Here is a 15484-nt window from a genome sequence, read left to right on the forward strand (position 1 = left end):
GCCAACCGCGAGATGCCCGACCACACAGCGCTTTTGGGCCAACAAGAAACCAACCATTAACCATTCTGCGGCAAGACTTGCAGCCAGTTAAGCGATGGTGTCGCTAGGGAAAATCCATGTATTCGCGCAAGTTTCTTCTTCTTTTCGGACTGGCTGCGGTGGCATTGTCGCCGATCGCCGAAATGGCGCCGTCCGCAACGGCAGCAACACGTGACAAAGCCTTCTTTGAGTCTGTCGCTGGCACTTGGCGAGGCCCAGGAGAGATCGTAGCCGGCAAGTACAAGGGCACGAAATTCACCTGCAATCTCGTCGGAGAACCCATAAGCACCGGCGGCGCGGGGATCAAACTCGACGGAAGCTGCAGGGTCGGCGTGTTCAAGCAACCGATGACGGCGCTCATCACGCAGTCGGGCAATTCCTATAAAGGCAAGTTCCTTGATGGCGCCGATGGTAAGGGGCTGGATGTCGTATCGGGTGCCGTGACGCAAGATACCGTTGTCGTCGGCCTCAACCGTTCCAAGCTTAACGGCGCCATGATCGCTCGCGTGCGTGATGACAAAACGATGAACGTTACCGTCTCCGTCAAGGTCGAAAGCCAGATGATCCCGGTGATTGGCCTAACGCTCACGCGCCAGGTCGACGAAATCACCGTCGGCTCTGTCGAGTAAATTGCACTGGCTTTGAGCGGTGGCAAGTCCGCCGCTTTTCCTTTTTCAGGCCGCATGCCACCAGTTGCTGTCCTGATCTGCAACTTCGATCCCCTGGACATCCGCCTTCGCGAGCCAATCGCGAACAGTTGTTCCATGGACGAGTAGATTAGGAGCAAAGTCGGAAAGTGGCATCAACACGAAGCCACGATCAGTCATGCGCGGGTGAGGAAGTTCCAGGCGAGGCGCGGACAGGACCACATCGGCATAGGTCAGGATATCAATGTCCAGCGTCCTTGGCCCCCACCGTTCGATACGCTCTCGTTTCATTCCCCGTTCGATATCGAGACAGACATCGAGAAGCGCCTCCGGCCCCAGCGTTGTTTCTATTGCAGCACAGGCGTTGAAAAAATAGGACTGATCTGTCTTGCCCCAGGGCGGAGTGCGATAGAGCCGCGACACCGCTGCCACCTGGCAGTCCGCCCGCTTATCGAGCGCCCTTAGCGCAACGGCCATGGCGTGGACTGGCTGGCCGAGATTACCACCGAGGCCGAGCGTTGCAGCATTGAACGTAGACTCAGGCAAAGTGTTCGACGCTCACTTGAACAAAGTCGAGCACGCCCGGCACGGGCGCGTTGGGTTTGCGGACCGTGATCTTTGCACGTTTGATTTGTGGAAATTTTGAACAAAGTCCCTTGGCGATATCAAGCGCCAGCGCCTCGATCAGGTACCGACGCTTGCCCGTTACGATTTCCTCGATAACGGTAAAGGCAATGCCATAATTGACCGTGTCATCTATGGAGTCGCTTTCCAGCGCGTCGCCGGCAACGACATCGAGTTCGGCGTCCACAAAGAAGCGCTGGCCGAGGAATTCCTCCTCGTCATGAACGCCATGGCGGGCAAAGAAGGCACAGTTTTGAAGCGTTATGGTGTAGGTGGTGCTCATGCCAAGTTTCCCTGCTCGAAGCTATTGCGCGCCGCCAGCATAGCATCGGCAACGGCCAGAGCGTCCCTGTTGATTGCGACATCGTGTACGCGAAAAATGCTAGCTCCCGCCAGACGTAACAATGCGCTTGTCGCCGCTGTTCCCGCATCCCGGTCGGCGGCCTGCCTGCCTGTAATGGCGCCGACAAAGCGTTTGCGCGAGGTGCCCGCAAGCAGCGGCAATCCGAAGCGGTGCAGTTCGCCGAAACGAGCCATCAGTTCCAGGTTCTCTTCGGTATCCTTGGCGAAACCAAAGCCCGGGTCGAGCACGATGCGATCCTTCGGAACACCCGCGCTCGAAGCGATTTCGAGCGAGCGCTCCAGGAAGAAAATTTGGTCGGTGATCACATCGGGAAGCTTTTCTCGGTCCCGGCCGGTATGCATCAGGCACAGGCCTGCCCGGGCATCGGCTGCCACTTTCCCGATCTCGGGCTCCTTTTGAAGTCCGAATACGTCGTTGATGATATGTGCCCCCGCGCCGATGGCCAACCGTGCAGTCTCGGCCCGATACGTATCGATCGAGATTAGCGCATCAGTCTTGGCACGCAGTGCCTCGATCACCGGTAAAACCCGCGCCTGCTCTTCAAAGGGCGGGACGACATCTGCGCCGGGTCGTGTCGATTCGCCCCCGATATCGATAATTTGAGCTCCCTCGCTAATCGCCTCGAGCGCATGCGTCACAGCTGCTTCGACGGTCTCGTACCGCCCGCCGTCTGAAAAAGAATCCGGTGTCACGTTAACGATCGCCATGAGCACGGAGCGGGCACCCAGTTTGATCTCGCGGTCATGCCCGACGCGCCAGAAACTGCTCCTAAGCTGTGCCAATGGCATTTCATCCTATCGATCGAAAAAAAGCGCCAATGATATTGCGCTGGTCGTGGCTATGCCCCAAGCTCCGGCAAACTTCAACATGAGTGTGTGCAGAATGCTCTTAGTACCGCGTTATATGCCCCTCTTCCTCGGCTTTTCCATGGCCGCAGCGGCGTGCAGTCCGGCCGCCGCTGCCGTGATCGCGACGAGAAGTTACTCGTATTTTGCGATCAAAGGCAAAACTGCGGACCAACTCGATCAGCAACTGAGCACCAATGGGCCGACCGCAAGCGGCTCGTCGGCTCGCCACCCGGGTGCGACCAAGATCCGCTTCGGCGGCGACGCTACCTACGTCCAGACCGGAGGGCGGTGCCGGGTCGCCAGCGCGAAAGTCACGGTCCACACGCAAATCATCCTGCCCCGCTGGATTGATCGCAGGGGTGCCAGCAAGCAGTTGTCGATGATATGGGATGCACTCTCGAGCGACATCAAGCGCCACGAGGAGCGTCACGCCGAGATTGCGCGCAACCAAGCGCGTGTCATGGAGAGGCAAATCCTCGCCCTGCCCCCGCAACGCAATTGCGAGCGGATGCAGGAGCTTGTCACCGAAATATCGATCCGTGGGATCGAAGAGCACGACAAGTTGCAAGCCCGATTCGATCGAATCGAAGCCGTCAATTTTCAAAAGCGAATGATAAAACTTCTGGACATTCGAATGAAAACATCCGGCGGCGCAGGCTAGCTGATTCGCAAGCTTAAGGCGATCAAAGAAGTTTATCCGCGCAACAAAACCTGTGCGAAACCGTAGTCGCCCCAGTGATTTACCGGTTATTTCTCGGTCTAGCTAAATCAACCATAACGCGGTAATATTCAAACATTCGAAAGTTCAAGGCGGTAAGTCTGAACTTTCGTTCCTGGGTTCTCCTGGCGCGTTGCGAAGCCGCGGACGATCCTCCCTCGTTCGTAGGTAATGCGCCTACCTCGCCTCGCTCGTCTAGCGGCCAGCGAGGCTTTTTTTGCGGCGTGGCCGTCAGGCCTGGCGCTCTGGCACGCGGACAATCAGTCCATCCAGAGCCGCCTTCATCCTGATCTGACAGGAGAGGCGCGACGTAGGACGCACGTCGAACGCGAAATCGAGCATATCTTCTTCCATCGCCTCAGGCGGGCCGACGCGGTCCGTCCACTCGTCGTCGACGTAGACATGACAGGTCGCGCAGGCGCAGGCGCCGCCGCATTCCGCTTCGATGCCCGGCACCGAATTGCGCACGGCATTTTCCATAACAGTCGATCCCTGATCGACATCAAGATCGAAGCGCGTGCCGTCGAAGGCGACAATGGTCAGTTTGGGCATGGTGATTTCCGGTGGTCGTCAGTGGGAGGGTCTAAATTTTACTTCCAACAATTCGTTGAGGCAGTCAACATCGACCGCCCGATGCACTTCATCACAGATTGAGAAGCGACGTGCTTGTCAAAATGCGCCACGCCGACGGTCACAAAAAGACCCGCTGCCCGAAATGGCGTAAGGGGGCCCCATGTCGCGCTGACTTGTGTCGTTCAGCGGCAGAGTCTGAGGATAAAGTTCTCGGCTTCGATCACAGCGATACCGAGCGCCGCCATGCTGGCGGCGTCACCGCAATTGCCTTCGAGTGCTTCTGCGGCGGCATGAACCCGGAACGCGCCCACGGCGCCGGCGGCACCCTTCAGGCGATGCGCCGCCGCCTCAACGATCTTCACATCGCCGGATGATATTTCCTGAAGGCAAGCCCGCGCCTGCCGCGCAAATAACTGCAGAACTTCAATTTCCAGGCTCTTATCGCCCATCGTCTGGTTTGCCAGATGCACCAGATCCACTGGTCGTTCGTGCGAAGGCCGGGGCCCCTTGCAATTGTCGGGTGCTGCAAACGCAATACTGACTGCTGCCATGTGCCAATTCTCCGTCGTCTATCCCGCCGTTTGAGCATTGTGCGGACACCGGGTGGGCATCGCGTTAAATTCCGGCACATTAAGGGCGGATTTCTCGGGATATGGTTAACGTCAGGCAAACGGCGTTAACCTCTTGGTTTTTAAAGACGCACATTTATTAAATGGTGTTAACAAAGCCTTAATACCTGGGAATTTGACCAGTTGCGTTAATTGTCTAGCAGTCCCGGATGTGTCACTACGATACTACTGGGCGAGCTTTCCGGCACCTGCCTTTGCTCGCCAAGTGGATAATGGTAGTGTTTTGATACCGTCTGTATGAAAAAGCAGCTATCCACTCTGAAATGATATGCTTATCCGTCCCTGGCAATGTGGGCGGGCGGGCTCAGAGGCTAAGGTTTTGTTCGGGCTCGGCGGGAAGCTCGGATGCGTTGTTGAACCGGCTGGGATGTAACGAGGCGTAACGTAAATGGCGAACAACAAGTACAACGAGTCGATCGAGGACAAGGCGTTCAAGGCATTGGACGAAGCGCTCCAGATCGACTTCGGAGAAGACAATACGCTGTCTCGCAATGGCAAGATCGACGCCTCGGAGGCCAAATTGCCCGAAACACCAAGTGCCCGCAATCAGCAAAGCTCGAAGGACGCCCAGCGAGCGCGCGCAGCCACCCCCCCACGCCAGCCCGAACAGCCATCGCGCGCTCCGTCCTTCGCCGCCAACGATGCCAATCGCATATCGCCGGCTTCGCTCCTTAAATCCTTGGAGAACGGATCCAGCCGCTCTGCCGTCCGCAACGCGACCATCGTGTCACTTCTCTGGATTGTCGCGGGAATAGGCCTGATGGCCCTGCTCTACTCGCCGCAGATTTGGCAGATTCGCTCCATCGCTGACCTTCTCGCACTGCCCGGCGTCATTGCCGGATTCATCGGCATCATCGTGCCCGTGCTGCTCTTCTATGCCTTCGCGGTGATGATGGCCCGCGCCCAAGACATGCGCAACGCAGCCCGCTCCATGGCCGAAGTCGCACTCCGCCTCTCCGAACCCGAGACCGTTGCTTCCGAACGCATCATGACTGTCGGCCAAGCGGTTCGCCGCGAAGTGTCGGCGATGAACGAAGGCATAGAGCGCACCATCGCGCGTGCTTCGGAGCTTGAGACCCTCGTCCATTCGGAGGTCAACGCGCTGGAGCGAAGCTACGCCGACAATGAATTGCGGGTGCGCGGCCTCGTGCACGAACTCGGCTCCGAGCGCGAAGCGATCGTCAACCACGCAGAGCGCATCCGCACCTCGATTGCCGGTGTTCACGACCAGCTCAAGGAAGACCTTTCGCTGGCGACGGAAGAGATCGCGGTACGCCTAGCGACCTCGGGCGAAGCCTTCGCATCAATGATCGACACGCGCGCGGCGGCCATCACCGAAAAGTCGGAGTCGGCGATCCAGTCGCTCGGCACGCTGCTTGCGGCGAAGACGGATTCGCTGCTGCAAACGCTGACTTCCTCGGGGTTCGCACTCACCAACGAGTTTGACACCCGGCTGGACTCCCTCACATCAAGCCTTAGCGAACACGGAGACCAGATTCTTCGGCAGTTTGAGACGCGTGCATCCACGATGGACAGCAACGCCGAGAAGCTCAACGCCGCGCTGAACGACCGTGCCCGCCAGCTGAACGAGATTCTGATTGCTCGTACCCGGGAGATCAATGAGAGCCTGACCGGCGGCGAACGCACGATCAGCACCACGCTGGACGACGTTCTCTCCAAACTCAACAGTGCACTCGACGAGAAGGGCTCGAGCTTCCGTCAGAGCCTGCAGTCGAGCGTCGACGACACCATCATGGACCTCGATCTTCGCTCCGGCTTCTTTGACGAAAGGCTGCAGGCAACCGTCGCGCAGCTTTCGACCTCGTTCGATGAGCGCGTCGCGGAATTCGCCAATGCCTTCGACAAGCGCGCTGGCTCGCTCGACACAAAGCTCATGGAGAGCCTCAACCGCATCAACGACACGATGACCGGCGGTTCGGACGCGCTGAACGGCATCCTGAGTTCGAGCATCGAGCGCCTTGGCGCGTCGCTCACGGACCAGTCCTTCGCGCTGGCCACCGCACTTGCAACCAGCCAGGAAGTCATGGAAAGCTCACTGGCTGGAAAGGTTTCAGAAGTCACCGAGGCCATCCATACCCATACGGCCGGTATGACATCGGCGCTGAGCCACGCGACCTCCGAGATCTCCCTGGCGCTTGCATCAGGTACGTCGGAACTCCACAACAATCTCTCCGCGCGCGCGACGGAATTCCGTGACACGCTGCTGTCCACGACCTCCGATCTAAGCTCCGCCGTCTCCGCCGGCACCGATCAGATCACCTCGGCCTTTGGTCGTGCCGACGAATTGAACACGATGATTTCCAGGCGCGCGGCAGATATTACCCAGGCGCTCGATTCCGCCCACGAACGGATTGACGGAGTGATGGCCGATCGCGGCGACGCGTTGACGGCAGCCCTCGCAGAGAGTCAGGACCGGTTCGAGAGCACGCTTGCTAGCCGCTCCGAGGCAATCATCAGCGCAGTTTCGGGTAGCCACGAGCGCCTCGCCGACGCGCTCGACGACAGGGCGATGACGCTCGCCATCTCGCTGGATGAGAGCCAGAACCGCTTCGAGGAAACGATCGCCAAGCGCGCCGAAGCGATCGTCGCTTCGATCGCCAGCGGCCATGAGAAGCTTGCCGATAGCCTTGATGACAAGGCGATGGCACTGGCCATTTCCCTCAACGAGGGGCAGTCGCGCCTCGCTGATACGCTCGGCCACCATGTCGAGACGATCGCGAACCAGATGGCCGGTGGCCACGAGAAGCTCACAGAGGCTCTCGATGACCGCGCGATGGCGCTTGCCATTTCCATGAACGAGAGCCAGACGCGTCTCGCTGATACGCTTGGCCACCATGCCGAAACGATCAGCAACGCGCTTTCCGGCGGACATGATAGGATCACCGAGGCGCTCGACGACCGTGTCATGGCGCTCGCAACATCCCTGAACGAAGGCCATAGTCGAATTGAAGACGCGCTCGCCCGCCGCGTAGACACCATCGCAAATTCGATCGCCACGGTTCAGGATCGTCTTTCGGACACGCTCGATGAGAAGGCGATGGCGCTCGCCATCTCCTTCAGCGAAAGCCAGAGCCGCTTTTACGAGGCGCTCGAAGCGCGCACCAACGCTTTGCTTGACACGGTGGCTGGCGCCGAATCCCGCGTTGCCGGTGCCCTTGTGGACAAGTCGGATGCAATTCGCAGCGCCTATATCGAGAGCCAGGAACGCCTCGAGCGCTCGCTGAACGATCACGCATCGACGCTTGCCGGCACGCTTTCTAGTGGCGGAGACCGCATCGAGCAGCTGACCGGCAGTGCCGCCACTCGCATCGAATCCACCCTGAGCAATGCGCATCAGCGGCTGGAGACGTTGCACGGCGATGCTGCATCCCGGATCGAAGGCGGCCTGGCCGCAGCGCACGATCGCTTCGAAGCACTAACCGGCAATGCAGCCACGCGTATCGAAACGGGTCTGGATTCGGCTCATGAGCGCATCCGTTCGACGCTCGCAGATCGCGAACACGCAATCAATCTCGCACTCAGCGACGCCCACACCCGTATCAGTGATACGCTTTCCGACCAGGCGACCACCATTGGCGCATCGATCGCCACCAGCGTCGGCATGTTGGAAATGTCGCTGGAAGACCACGAGGCCTCCCTTCGCCAGACGATCGACAACAGCGGTCGCGCTCTCGAAGAACGCCTGCGCGACAGCACCGGCCACATAGCCGGTCGCTTCCAGGAGGCTGCGGGCGAGATCTCGCGGACGGCAGAAACTTTCTCCTCGCAGCTCGACCAGTCAATCGAAGGCATGACCGGTCGCTTCGCCGAAACCGGCTCGCGGGTCGAAGCCGGCCTCGCCGCTCTCGAAAACCGCATTCGCGATGGCGTTGGCGGCGTAGCCGAACAGGTCGATGCCGCTGGTAGCCGCCTCTCCAACACATTGTCCGACGGCATTTCGCGCCTTGGGACACTCGGTGAGGAAGCGACGGGCCGCATTGCAGCAGCACTCGACGAGAGCGCTGCAAAATTTGCCGTGGCGATCGATGACCGCACTGCTAACCTCACCTCGGAGATCGACAGCCGCACCACCAATCTGACGTCCGGCATCGACACCCGAACGGCGAGCATCGGCGAGGCGATGGAGCGCGGCAGTGCCCGCATCGAAGAACGTCTGTCGACGATGGACCGGGCGCTGACAGTAGGCCTCGACGCTGTCAATCGCACTATTGAAGGCAAGGCTGCTGGCCTCGCCGCGTCGCTGCGCAGCGCAGTCGCCGAGACGACCCAGGGCATGGACGACGAAGCTGCCCGCGCTGCTGAAAATCTCGGGCGCACTGGTCAGCAATTTGCGGAGAGCCTCGAAGCCAAGAGCAATGAATTCAGCCGTACGATCGAAGAGCGTTCCGAACGGATCGTCGGTCGGGTCTCCGAAGCGCAGAACCGTCTGGCCGGTCAGGCGGCAGCTGTCGCCCAGACCTTCTCGGAAGCCGGCAACGCGATCATCAACAAGGTTGCGGAAGCCGAGACCCTGGTCAGCGGCCAGGTTGGCGCCATCTCACGCGCCCTCGGCGACGCCCAGGCGACCTTCGAAAGCCATGGCGCCGGCATCCGCACGACGATTTCCGACGCCAGCCAGGAAATCACCTCGACCATGGCCGAGGTCGAACGTGCTCTGGAAGCGCGCGGCAATGCAATCCGGTCAAGCCTCGAGGACCGCACGCGCGAAATTGACTCGACGCTGACCGATGTCGAAAAAGCGCTTGAAGCGCGTGGCAACGCCATCCGCTCCACGCTCGACGATCGCACGCGCGAACTGAACTCGATGCTTGCCGGTCGCAATACGGAGCTGTCGCGCATTCTCGACGAGACAGCTCGCCCGCTGATCGATCGCTATGCCGAGGCAGGCAAGGAAGCCGCAGCGCGTATCACGGCCGCAACCGAGCGCAGCACCGAGCGTCTGCGCAGCGAGAACGAGGCACTGATCAACGCGATCGCCGCACGCACCGAGAGTGCATCTTCGGCCGTCGACGCGATGGAAAACAGCCTCCTTGCCAACGTTAACAAGCTGATTGAGCGGCTGTCGGACAATAGCTCGGCGATGGGCCAGATGATGAGCAATGCAGCCGAAAACCTGGCGGCAGTGGATGGTAGACTCGGCGATACGACGTCGCGCTTCACCGAATCGGCATCGAAGGCCGCGGAGATGGTTTCCGCTTCGACGCGCCTGCTCGAAGGCAAGGTGGACCGCCTGTCCGACATTTCGGGGCAGACGCTTGCCCAGGTCGGCGGAATCATCGGCCGCTTCGACGAGCACTCCAAGGTGCTCAGCCAGGCATCCGGTCTGCTCGCCGCGGCCCAGTCAAATCTTGTATCGACGCTCGAGGATCGCGAGACGGCCCTGCAGAACCTGTCCGTCGGTCTGGTCCAGCGCTCTGAGGAAATCGAGAAGACCATGCGTTCCCTTGGCGGTATGGTCGAGTCCGCCTTCGACCGCGCCGAGCAGCGCTCGAACCAGGTCAGTGGTACACTTCGCGAAAGCGTACAGTCCTCGTTTTCCGATATCGGTCGCGTGCTCTCAGAGACCGAAAAGCGCGCCGAGGAAGCAGCGGCGACCATGCGGGCTGCGCTCGTCAAGGCCGGAGAAGAAGCTACCGCGACAATCGACGGCGCTTTCAGCAATGCCGAGCGCCGCTCAGGCGAGTTGTCCAACCGCTTGCGAGGCGGCTTGACGGCGTCCCTGTCGGAAGTCGAGCGTATGCTCGGCGAGGCGGGTCGTGCATCCGATGGCGCTGCCCAGACGATGCGGGAATCGTTGCGTGAGGCGGTCGAGGAGGCGGTCTCCCGCTTCTCGGGTGCAACGGAAGAGATTCGTCGCTCCGCTGGCGATATCCGCAAGGAACTCGATATGACCCGCAGCGAGCTGAAGCGCGGTGCGTTCGACCTCCCCGAGGAAGCCAAGGAGAGCGCCGCCGCCATGCGTCGTGCCGTCGCAGAGCAGATCAAAGCTCTGCAGGATATCTCGCACATCGTTGGCCGTTCGACGCAGCAGTTGGAAATCTCCGAGCCGGCGCCGCGTATTGCTCAGCCTCAACCAGCGCCGCGTCCAGCCCAGCCAGCCGTTAACCAGCAGGCGCCTCAGTCCGCCCCGCCGACAGCACCAAGCCCGTCACCGACAGTGACGCCCTCGCCAATCGAAAACCTTGGCCTGCGGGGTTCACTGACGCCGCCGACGCCTGCAGCCGTAACCCCGCAGCGAGCACCCGTTGCAGCGCCTGCTCCGGCAACGCCGGCAACCGGCGGCTGGATCAGCGATCTCCTGCGTGGCGCATCGCGCGAGGAAACCGCCGAGGACACTCCGGCGCGGCAAACGGCGCCGCGGGCCGAGACTACCGCAGCAGCACCGGCTCGCACCGCCGATAGCCGCAACCCGCGCCATGTCGTCGAGTCCCTGAACTCGCTTTCGGTGGATATCGCCCGCGCGATCGATCACGACGCATCGGTCGATCTGTGGCGGCGCTACCAGCGCGGCGAACGCGATGTCTTTACCCGCCGTCTCTACACCCTAAAGGGTCAGCAGACCTTCGACGAAATCAAGCGCAAGTACGATCGCGAGCCGGAGTTCCGCACCGCAGTTGACCGCTATATTGCCGACTTCGAGAAGCTGCTTGCGGACGTCTCGCGTGGCGATCGCGACAAGACGATCACGCAGTCTTATCTGACCTCCGATACCGGCAAGGTCTATACCATGCTTGCGCATGCTGCAGGGCGATTGGGCTAGGGAGCCCTGGCATCATAGAAAGGGCCGCCCGAAGGCGGCCATTTTCGTTTAGCCATTATCGTCCGTCATCGAATTCATTGAAGCGCTCGAAGTGCTGGGCTGGCCAGCATGCGGTCTGCACCGCAGCCCCTCGTCAGCAGGACCGCTCGCACCTTCCCACAACGGCGCGGGTGATCAAATCGACTGCAGGGTCCAGTTGACAATCTCTGCTGTCACACCTGCGAACGCGCGATCTAACCCTTTCACCAGACCGTCATTCGATCCGTTGGCAGGCACAACTTGTCTGAACACCTTCTGGGCTCTTACGGAACCATTGCGGTCATTCAGGATCTTGGCAGAAATCTCAACGACCGCCCGACTGCCTGCCGTCGCGTCGATCTCGAAGGAGCGGATCTCCGTCACGAGTTGATAGTCGATCGCAAGGCCCTGCCCCGGTACGCCGACGCCCCCGACCTTGCCGGAGTTTTCGTAAGCCTCGACCAGCTTCGCCTGAACCATACGTGGCAACTTATCTCCCCATTGCGCCTTGGAAAGATACTGTATTTGCGAAGGCGCCACGCGCACGACGATCTGCTCGCTATCGATTGCCTGCAGCGCGATCGGTTGCTGCACCAGGATTTGCCGTCCCTTTGCCGCCGGTCCAGTGCCGGTCACCGACGCTCTAAGATCAAAGGTGTCGTTCTTCGCGGCCGTTCCGCAGCCAGCAAGGCCCGCCAATAGAAGCAGCGCGATCGCGGTTCTGGATGGCCACGAACGATGCTGCGACAGATCCGATACGGCCATATGCGCTCCCCTGAGATCCCTTTTAACGCCGCGTCCGGCCGTCATATTGCTTTACCGTATCTCCACCGAAGATCAGACGCTGCGGATTGCGATCAAAGTTGCTGATCGCATTGCTGAGATTCTGCACGGTTGAGCGTGTGTCGTTGATGAGCGACTGCATATCGCGCAGCCCACCGCTGGAAAATTTCTGAAGATTGTCCGCAATCGGGCCGATACGCGCGTTAAGGTTGTCGGCAACGTTCTTGAAGGAGGTAAGCGTGTCACGCGCCTGTGCAAAAAGCGACTGCGTATTGTCCGTTCCGAGCAGTGCGTCCAGCTTGATCAGAATGCCGTCGACACGCGTCGACGCCGAGTTCAGCTTGTTCGCGATCTGCGAAACGTCCTGGATCGTTTGATCAATGTCTTTTTGCCGAGCTGAAACAGTGCTCGCGACATCCTTGATCGAGGCGACGGCCGCGCGGGCGTCTTTGGTCGCCTGCGCGATGTCATCGACCGATCCCTTGACCTTTGCCGGATCGACCTGCGCTACCAGAGTGTCCACGCGATCAAGCGTCGCTTGCGCTTTCTTGCCGAGGTCGTTGTAGGTCGTGGCGGTATCCTGGAACGAATGGATCGCTCCCTTGAGGTCACCGGAAGCATCTGCCACGTCCCGGCTGACTTTCTCGGCATTGCTGAGGATAGTATCGATCTTCTTCGCATCGACCGCCTTTACCAGCGACTCGACCGCCTCCAGCGTCGAATCGACACGGCCTGAGACCTTGCGAACCGTGTCGGAAAGCTGTCCGACACTCTGCAGGAACGAATCGATGTTGCCAGAGTTCTTTGCCAGGGCGTCGGAGAACGTCTCGGCGTTCTGCAATGTCTTCGTCAGAGGCCCACGCGCGTCCTTCACAAATCCCTGAACCTGCCCGATGGCGTCGTTCGCGCGGTCGAGAATCTTATCGGCCGTCGCCAGAAGGTTCGTGACACTCGACTGATCCGCGACGATCACCGCTCGCTTTCCTGTCTCAAGCGATTGCTGAAGAATGTTCTTTTCGCCAATTCTACCGCCCGACAATTCAATATAGGCCGCACCCGTCAAACCCTGGATTTCAAGAATCGCCTTCGTCGAGGGATAAATCGGCGCATCGACGCGCACTTCGGTGAACGCCAGCGAGAAGCTCGGATCGTCTGCATCGATCGACAGCGACTTGACCGAACCGACCTGAATGCCGTTGAATCGGACCGGCGAACCGACGCTCAAGCCGTTCGCGGAGCCCGGAATGCGGACGATCAGTTCAGCCATAGGCCCGCCGCGCCCATATTCGGCCATCCAATAGACGAAGCCAAATGCTGCCGCGATAACGAGCACTGTGAAAAAGCCGACAATCGTGTAGTTCGCTTTAGTTTCCATCCTATCCGCTCACTTCCCGCGGCTATCTTGCGCCAGGCTGTCGTCGCCGGCGCGGCCGTTTTGCGGCACGATTGAACGCGCTCGCTTACCCTTGAAATAAGCCTGAACCCATGGGTCGTCGCAGGCCAGCATGTCGTCGATCGATCCCTCGACCAACACCCGCTTCTTACCAAGAACGGCGATGCGGTCGCAGACCGAGAAAAGGCTGTCGAGGTCGTGTGTGACCATGTAGACGGTTAATCCAAGCGTGTCCCTGAGCCTTGCGATGAGCTCATCGAATTCCGCTGCCCCGATTGGATCGAGCCCTGACGTCGGCTCGTCGAGGAACACCAGTTCCGGGTCGAGCGCCAAGGCGCGAGCCAAAGCAGCACGTTTGATCATGCCGCCCGAAAGCTCCGACGGGTATTTGTCGGCAGCGTCCGCCGCGAGACCGACCAGCCGGATCTTCAGTTCAGCGAGTTCGTCCATCAGTGACTGGGGCAGGTCCAGATACTCGCGCATCGGTACCTGGATGTTTTCCTTGACAGTCAGTGAGGAGAAAAGTGCCCCCTGCTGAAAAAGAACTCCGAGGCGCATGTCGAGCGCATTGCGTTGCGGCTCGTCCAGCTCATCGAAGTCCTGACCGAGAATCTTGATGGTCCCCGAGCGCCGCGGCAGCAGCCGAAGCACTGTCCGCATCAGGACTGACTTACCGGTTCCCGACGCGCCGACAAACCCTAGAATTTCGCCGCGATAGATATCGAGGTCCAGATTGTCGAGAACGACCTTCGACCCGAAACCGACCGTCACGCCGCGCGCAGACAGCACGACATTCCGCCCCTCGTTGTTTCCGGTGTCTGTATGCTGTCCGTCCACGTACAATCCTTAGAAATTGATGGCCGCATAGAACATGGCAAAGAGCCCGTCCATGAGGATAACGACGAAGATCGCCTTCACCACAGAGGCGGTCACATGCTGGCCAAGTGATTCGGCGCTGCCGCCTACCTTTAGGCCCTCGACCGCCGCCACGATACCGATAACGAGCGCCATGAACGGCGCCTTGATCATTCCGGATAGGACGGTCGACAGCGTGATTGCTTCATGCAGGCGGGCGATGAAGTTCGCGAAGGTAATGCCGGAATAGGCCCACGCGACCACGGCTGCACCGGCAAGCGAGGCAAAGTTCGCAATGACGGTCAACAACGGTAGCGCTACGGTAAGGGCTACCAGGCGCGGGAAGATCAGCACGCCCACGGGATTGAGGCCCATCACCTTCAGGGCATCGACCTCCTCTCGCATCTTCATGGAGCCGATTTCGGCGGTGATGGCACTGCCCGAGCGACCGGCGATCATAATGGCCGTCAGGAGCACGCCGATTTCGCGAAGCTGCAGGATCCCGACGAGGTCGACGACGAAGACTTCGGCGCCGAAATAGCGCAGCTGGAAGGCGCCCTGCTGCGCGATGATCGCCCCGATCAGGAACGACATCAGCAATATGATCGGCACCGCGCGCACGCCCATATGGTCAATCTGATTGACGATCGACGCCGGCGAGACCCCGCTGCCCCGTCCGAACTTCATCTGAGCGCCGCGCACGGCGGAGCCGAGAATATACATCGCGGCTTCGAGGTTGTTCCAGAGCTCGAAGGTGATCTTGCCGATCGGCGCAAAGATCCGCTCCAGCCAGCTTGCGCTTTGCTGCAGCTCCTGCTCGGGCTGCGGCCTGTCTTGCGAAAACTCCGCGATCATTTCGTCGATATGCGCATTGCTACCTTCGAAACGCACGGTTCCGCCGGCCCCTTCCACCTGCTTCTTCAGGCGGCACAGCAACCAGACACCGGCCGTATCGATATCCGTCACACCTGACAAGTCGAGGGTCACCTCTCCGATTTGGCCGGCAGTGAGCTTCTCGAACTCGCGCAAGACGAGATGCAGGTTAGCGCTTCGCCAGTTCCCCTCGATATGAACGAGCCGGCCGGAGCCATGGGTCTGGTCGTCCACATGCAGTGAAGCAGCGTTACGGGTTTCGGATTTCAAAACGCTTGTGTCTTTCAAGGCTTACGGCGACATTGCCGACTCGCGAACTAGCAGTTCGCCGCTTCGGAT

12 protein-coding genes are annotated in these 15484 nt (G+C 60.0%); 3 read left to right on the forward strand and 9 right to left on the reverse strand.

Annotated elements, in window-relative coordinates:
• Positions 1-116: 116 nt before the first annotated feature.
• Complete coding sequence (locus BN77_RS14175; protein ID WP_007532962.1) at positions 117-668, forward strand: hypothetical protein; 552 nt, start codon at positions 117-119, stop codon at positions 666-668.
• 45 nt (positions 669-713) lie between these two features.
• Here BN77_RS14175 and folK read toward each other — a convergent pair whose 3' ends face one another.
• Genes folK through folP form a run of 3 tightly spaced genes read right to left on the reverse strand, consistent with a single transcriptional unit; the run spans position 714 to position 2462 of the window.
• Complete coding sequence (gene folK, locus BN77_RS14180) at positions 714-1232, reverse strand: 2-amino-4-hydroxy-6-hydroxymethyldihydropteridine diphosphokinase (protein ID WP_040677194.1); 519 nt, start codon at positions 1230-1232, stop codon at positions 714-716.
• A complete protein-coding gene (gene folB / locus BN77_RS14185) occupies positions 1225-1593 on the reverse strand; it encodes a dihydroneopterin aldolase (protein WP_007532966.1) in 369 nt (122 codons plus the stop codon). The genes folK and folB overlap by 8 nt, the downstream gene beginning before the upstream one ends.
• Positions 1590-2462, reverse strand: a complete 873-nt coding sequence (folP, locus tag BN77_RS14190) for a dihydropteroate synthase (RefSeq protein ID WP_040677196.1) — start codon at positions 2460-2462, stop codon at positions 1590-1592. Before folP ends, folB begins: the two co-directional genes overlap by 4 nt.
• A gap of 94 nt (positions 2463-2556) precedes the next feature.
• Here folP and BN77_RS14195 point away from each other — a divergent pair, with 94 nt between their 5' ends.
• On the forward strand, positions 2557-3183 hold the full coding sequence (locus BN77_RS14195; RefSeq protein ID WP_007532968.1) for a DUF922 domain-containing Zn-dependent protease: 627 nt from the start codon (positions 2557-2559) through the stop codon (positions 3181-3183).
• 288 nt (positions 3184-3471) lie between these two features.
• Here BN77_RS14195 and BN77_RS14200 read toward each other — a convergent pair whose 3' ends face one another.
• The gene (locus BN77_RS14200; protein ID WP_007532969.1) at positions 3472-3792 is read right to left on the reverse strand and encodes a 2Fe-2S iron-sulfur cluster-binding protein; all 321 of its coding nucleotides are present in this window, start codon (positions 3790-3792) and stop codon (positions 3472-3474) included.
• 203 nt (positions 3793-3995) lie between these two features.
• A complete protein-coding gene (locus BN77_RS14205; RefSeq protein WP_007532970.1) occupies positions 3996-4364 on the reverse strand; it encodes an Hpt domain-containing protein in 369 nt (122 codons plus the stop codon).
• Positions 4365-4830: 466 nt separating this feature from the next.
• On the opposite strand from BN77_RS14205, the gene BN77_RS14210 reads away from it, so the two are divergent.
• On the forward strand, positions 4831-11223 hold the full coding sequence (locus BN77_RS14210) for an apolipoprotein A-IV repeat region-like domain-containing protein (RefSeq protein ID WP_007532976.1): 6393 nt from the start codon (positions 4831-4833) through the stop codon (positions 11221-11223).
• A 174-nt stretch (positions 11224-11397) separates the two neighbouring features.
• Here BN77_RS14210 and BN77_RS14215 read toward each other — a convergent pair whose 3' ends face one another.
• The 4 genes from BN77_RS14215 to BN77_RS14230 are packed head-to-tail and all read right to left on the reverse strand — an operon-like array spanning position 11398 to position 15433.
• Positions 11398-12006, reverse strand: coding sequence for an ABC-type transport auxiliary lipoprotein family protein (locus tag BN77_RS14215; protein WP_007532979.1), 609 nt, complete (start codon positions 12004-12006; stop codon positions 11398-11400).
• Between the two features lie 22 nt (positions 12007-12028).
• Complete coding sequence (locus tag BN77_RS14220) at positions 12029-13399, reverse strand: MlaD family protein (protein WP_007532981.1); 1371 nt, start codon at positions 13397-13399, stop codon at positions 12029-12031.
• Positions 13400-13408: 9 nt separating this feature from the next.
• Positions 13409-14254: an ABC transporter ATP-binding protein gene (locus BN77_RS14225; protein ID WP_040677198.1), complete on the reverse strand. Its 846-nt coding sequence runs from the start codon at positions 14252-14254 to the stop codon at positions 13409-13411.
• Positions 14255-14263: 9 nt separating this feature from the next.
• Positions 14264-15433 (reverse strand): MlaE family lipid ABC transporter permease subunit, encoded by a 1170-nt coding sequence (locus BN77_RS14230; RefSeq protein WP_208856435.1) that lies wholly within the window; start codon positions 15431-15433, stop codon positions 14264-14266.
• Positions 15434-15484 lie beyond the last annotated feature (51 nt).

The organism is Rhizobium mesoamericanum STM3625 (assembly GCF_000312665.1).
GTDB lineage: Bacteria > Pseudomonadota > Alphaproteobacteria > Rhizobiales > Rhizobiaceae > Rhizobium > Rhizobium mesoamericanum.

Excerpts from the sequence above, each read along its gene's own strand:
- BN77_RS14205 (WP_007532970.1), bottom strand. The coding sequence starts at position 4,364 with ATGGCAGCAGTCAGTATTGCGTTTGCAGCACCCGACAATTGCAAGGGG.
- folB (WP_007532966.1), bottom strand. The coding sequence starts at position 1,593 with ATGAGCACCACCTACACCATAACGCTTCAAAACTGTGCCTTCTTTGCC.
- BN77_RS14215 (WP_007532979.1), bottom strand. The coding sequence starts at position 12,006 with ATGGCCGTATCGGATCTGTCGCAGCATCGTTCGTGGCCATCCAGAACC.
- BN77_RS14220 (WP_007532981.1), bottom strand. The coding sequence starts at position 13,399 with ATGGAAACTAAAGCGAACTACACGATTGTCGGCTTTTTCACAGTGCTC.
- BN77_RS14175 (WP_007532962.1), top strand. The coding sequence starts at position 117 with ATGTATTCGCGCAAGTTTCTTCTTCTTTTCGGACTGGCTGCGGTGGCA.
- folP (WP_040677196.1), bottom strand. The coding sequence starts at position 2,462 with ATGCCATTGGCACAGCTTAGGAGCAGTTTCTGGCGCGTCGGGCATGAC.
- BN77_RS14210 (WP_007532976.1), top strand. The coding sequence starts at position 4,831 with ATGGCGAACAACAAGTACAACGAGTCGATCGAGGACAAGGCGTTCAAG.
- BN77_RS14195 (WP_007532968.1), top strand. The coding sequence starts at position 2,557 with ATGCTCTTAGTACCGCGTTATATGCCCCTCTTCCTCGGCTTTTCCATG.
- BN77_RS14200 (WP_007532969.1), bottom strand. The coding sequence starts at position 3,792 with ATGCCCAAACTGACCATTGTCGCCTTCGACGGCACGCGCTTCGATCTT.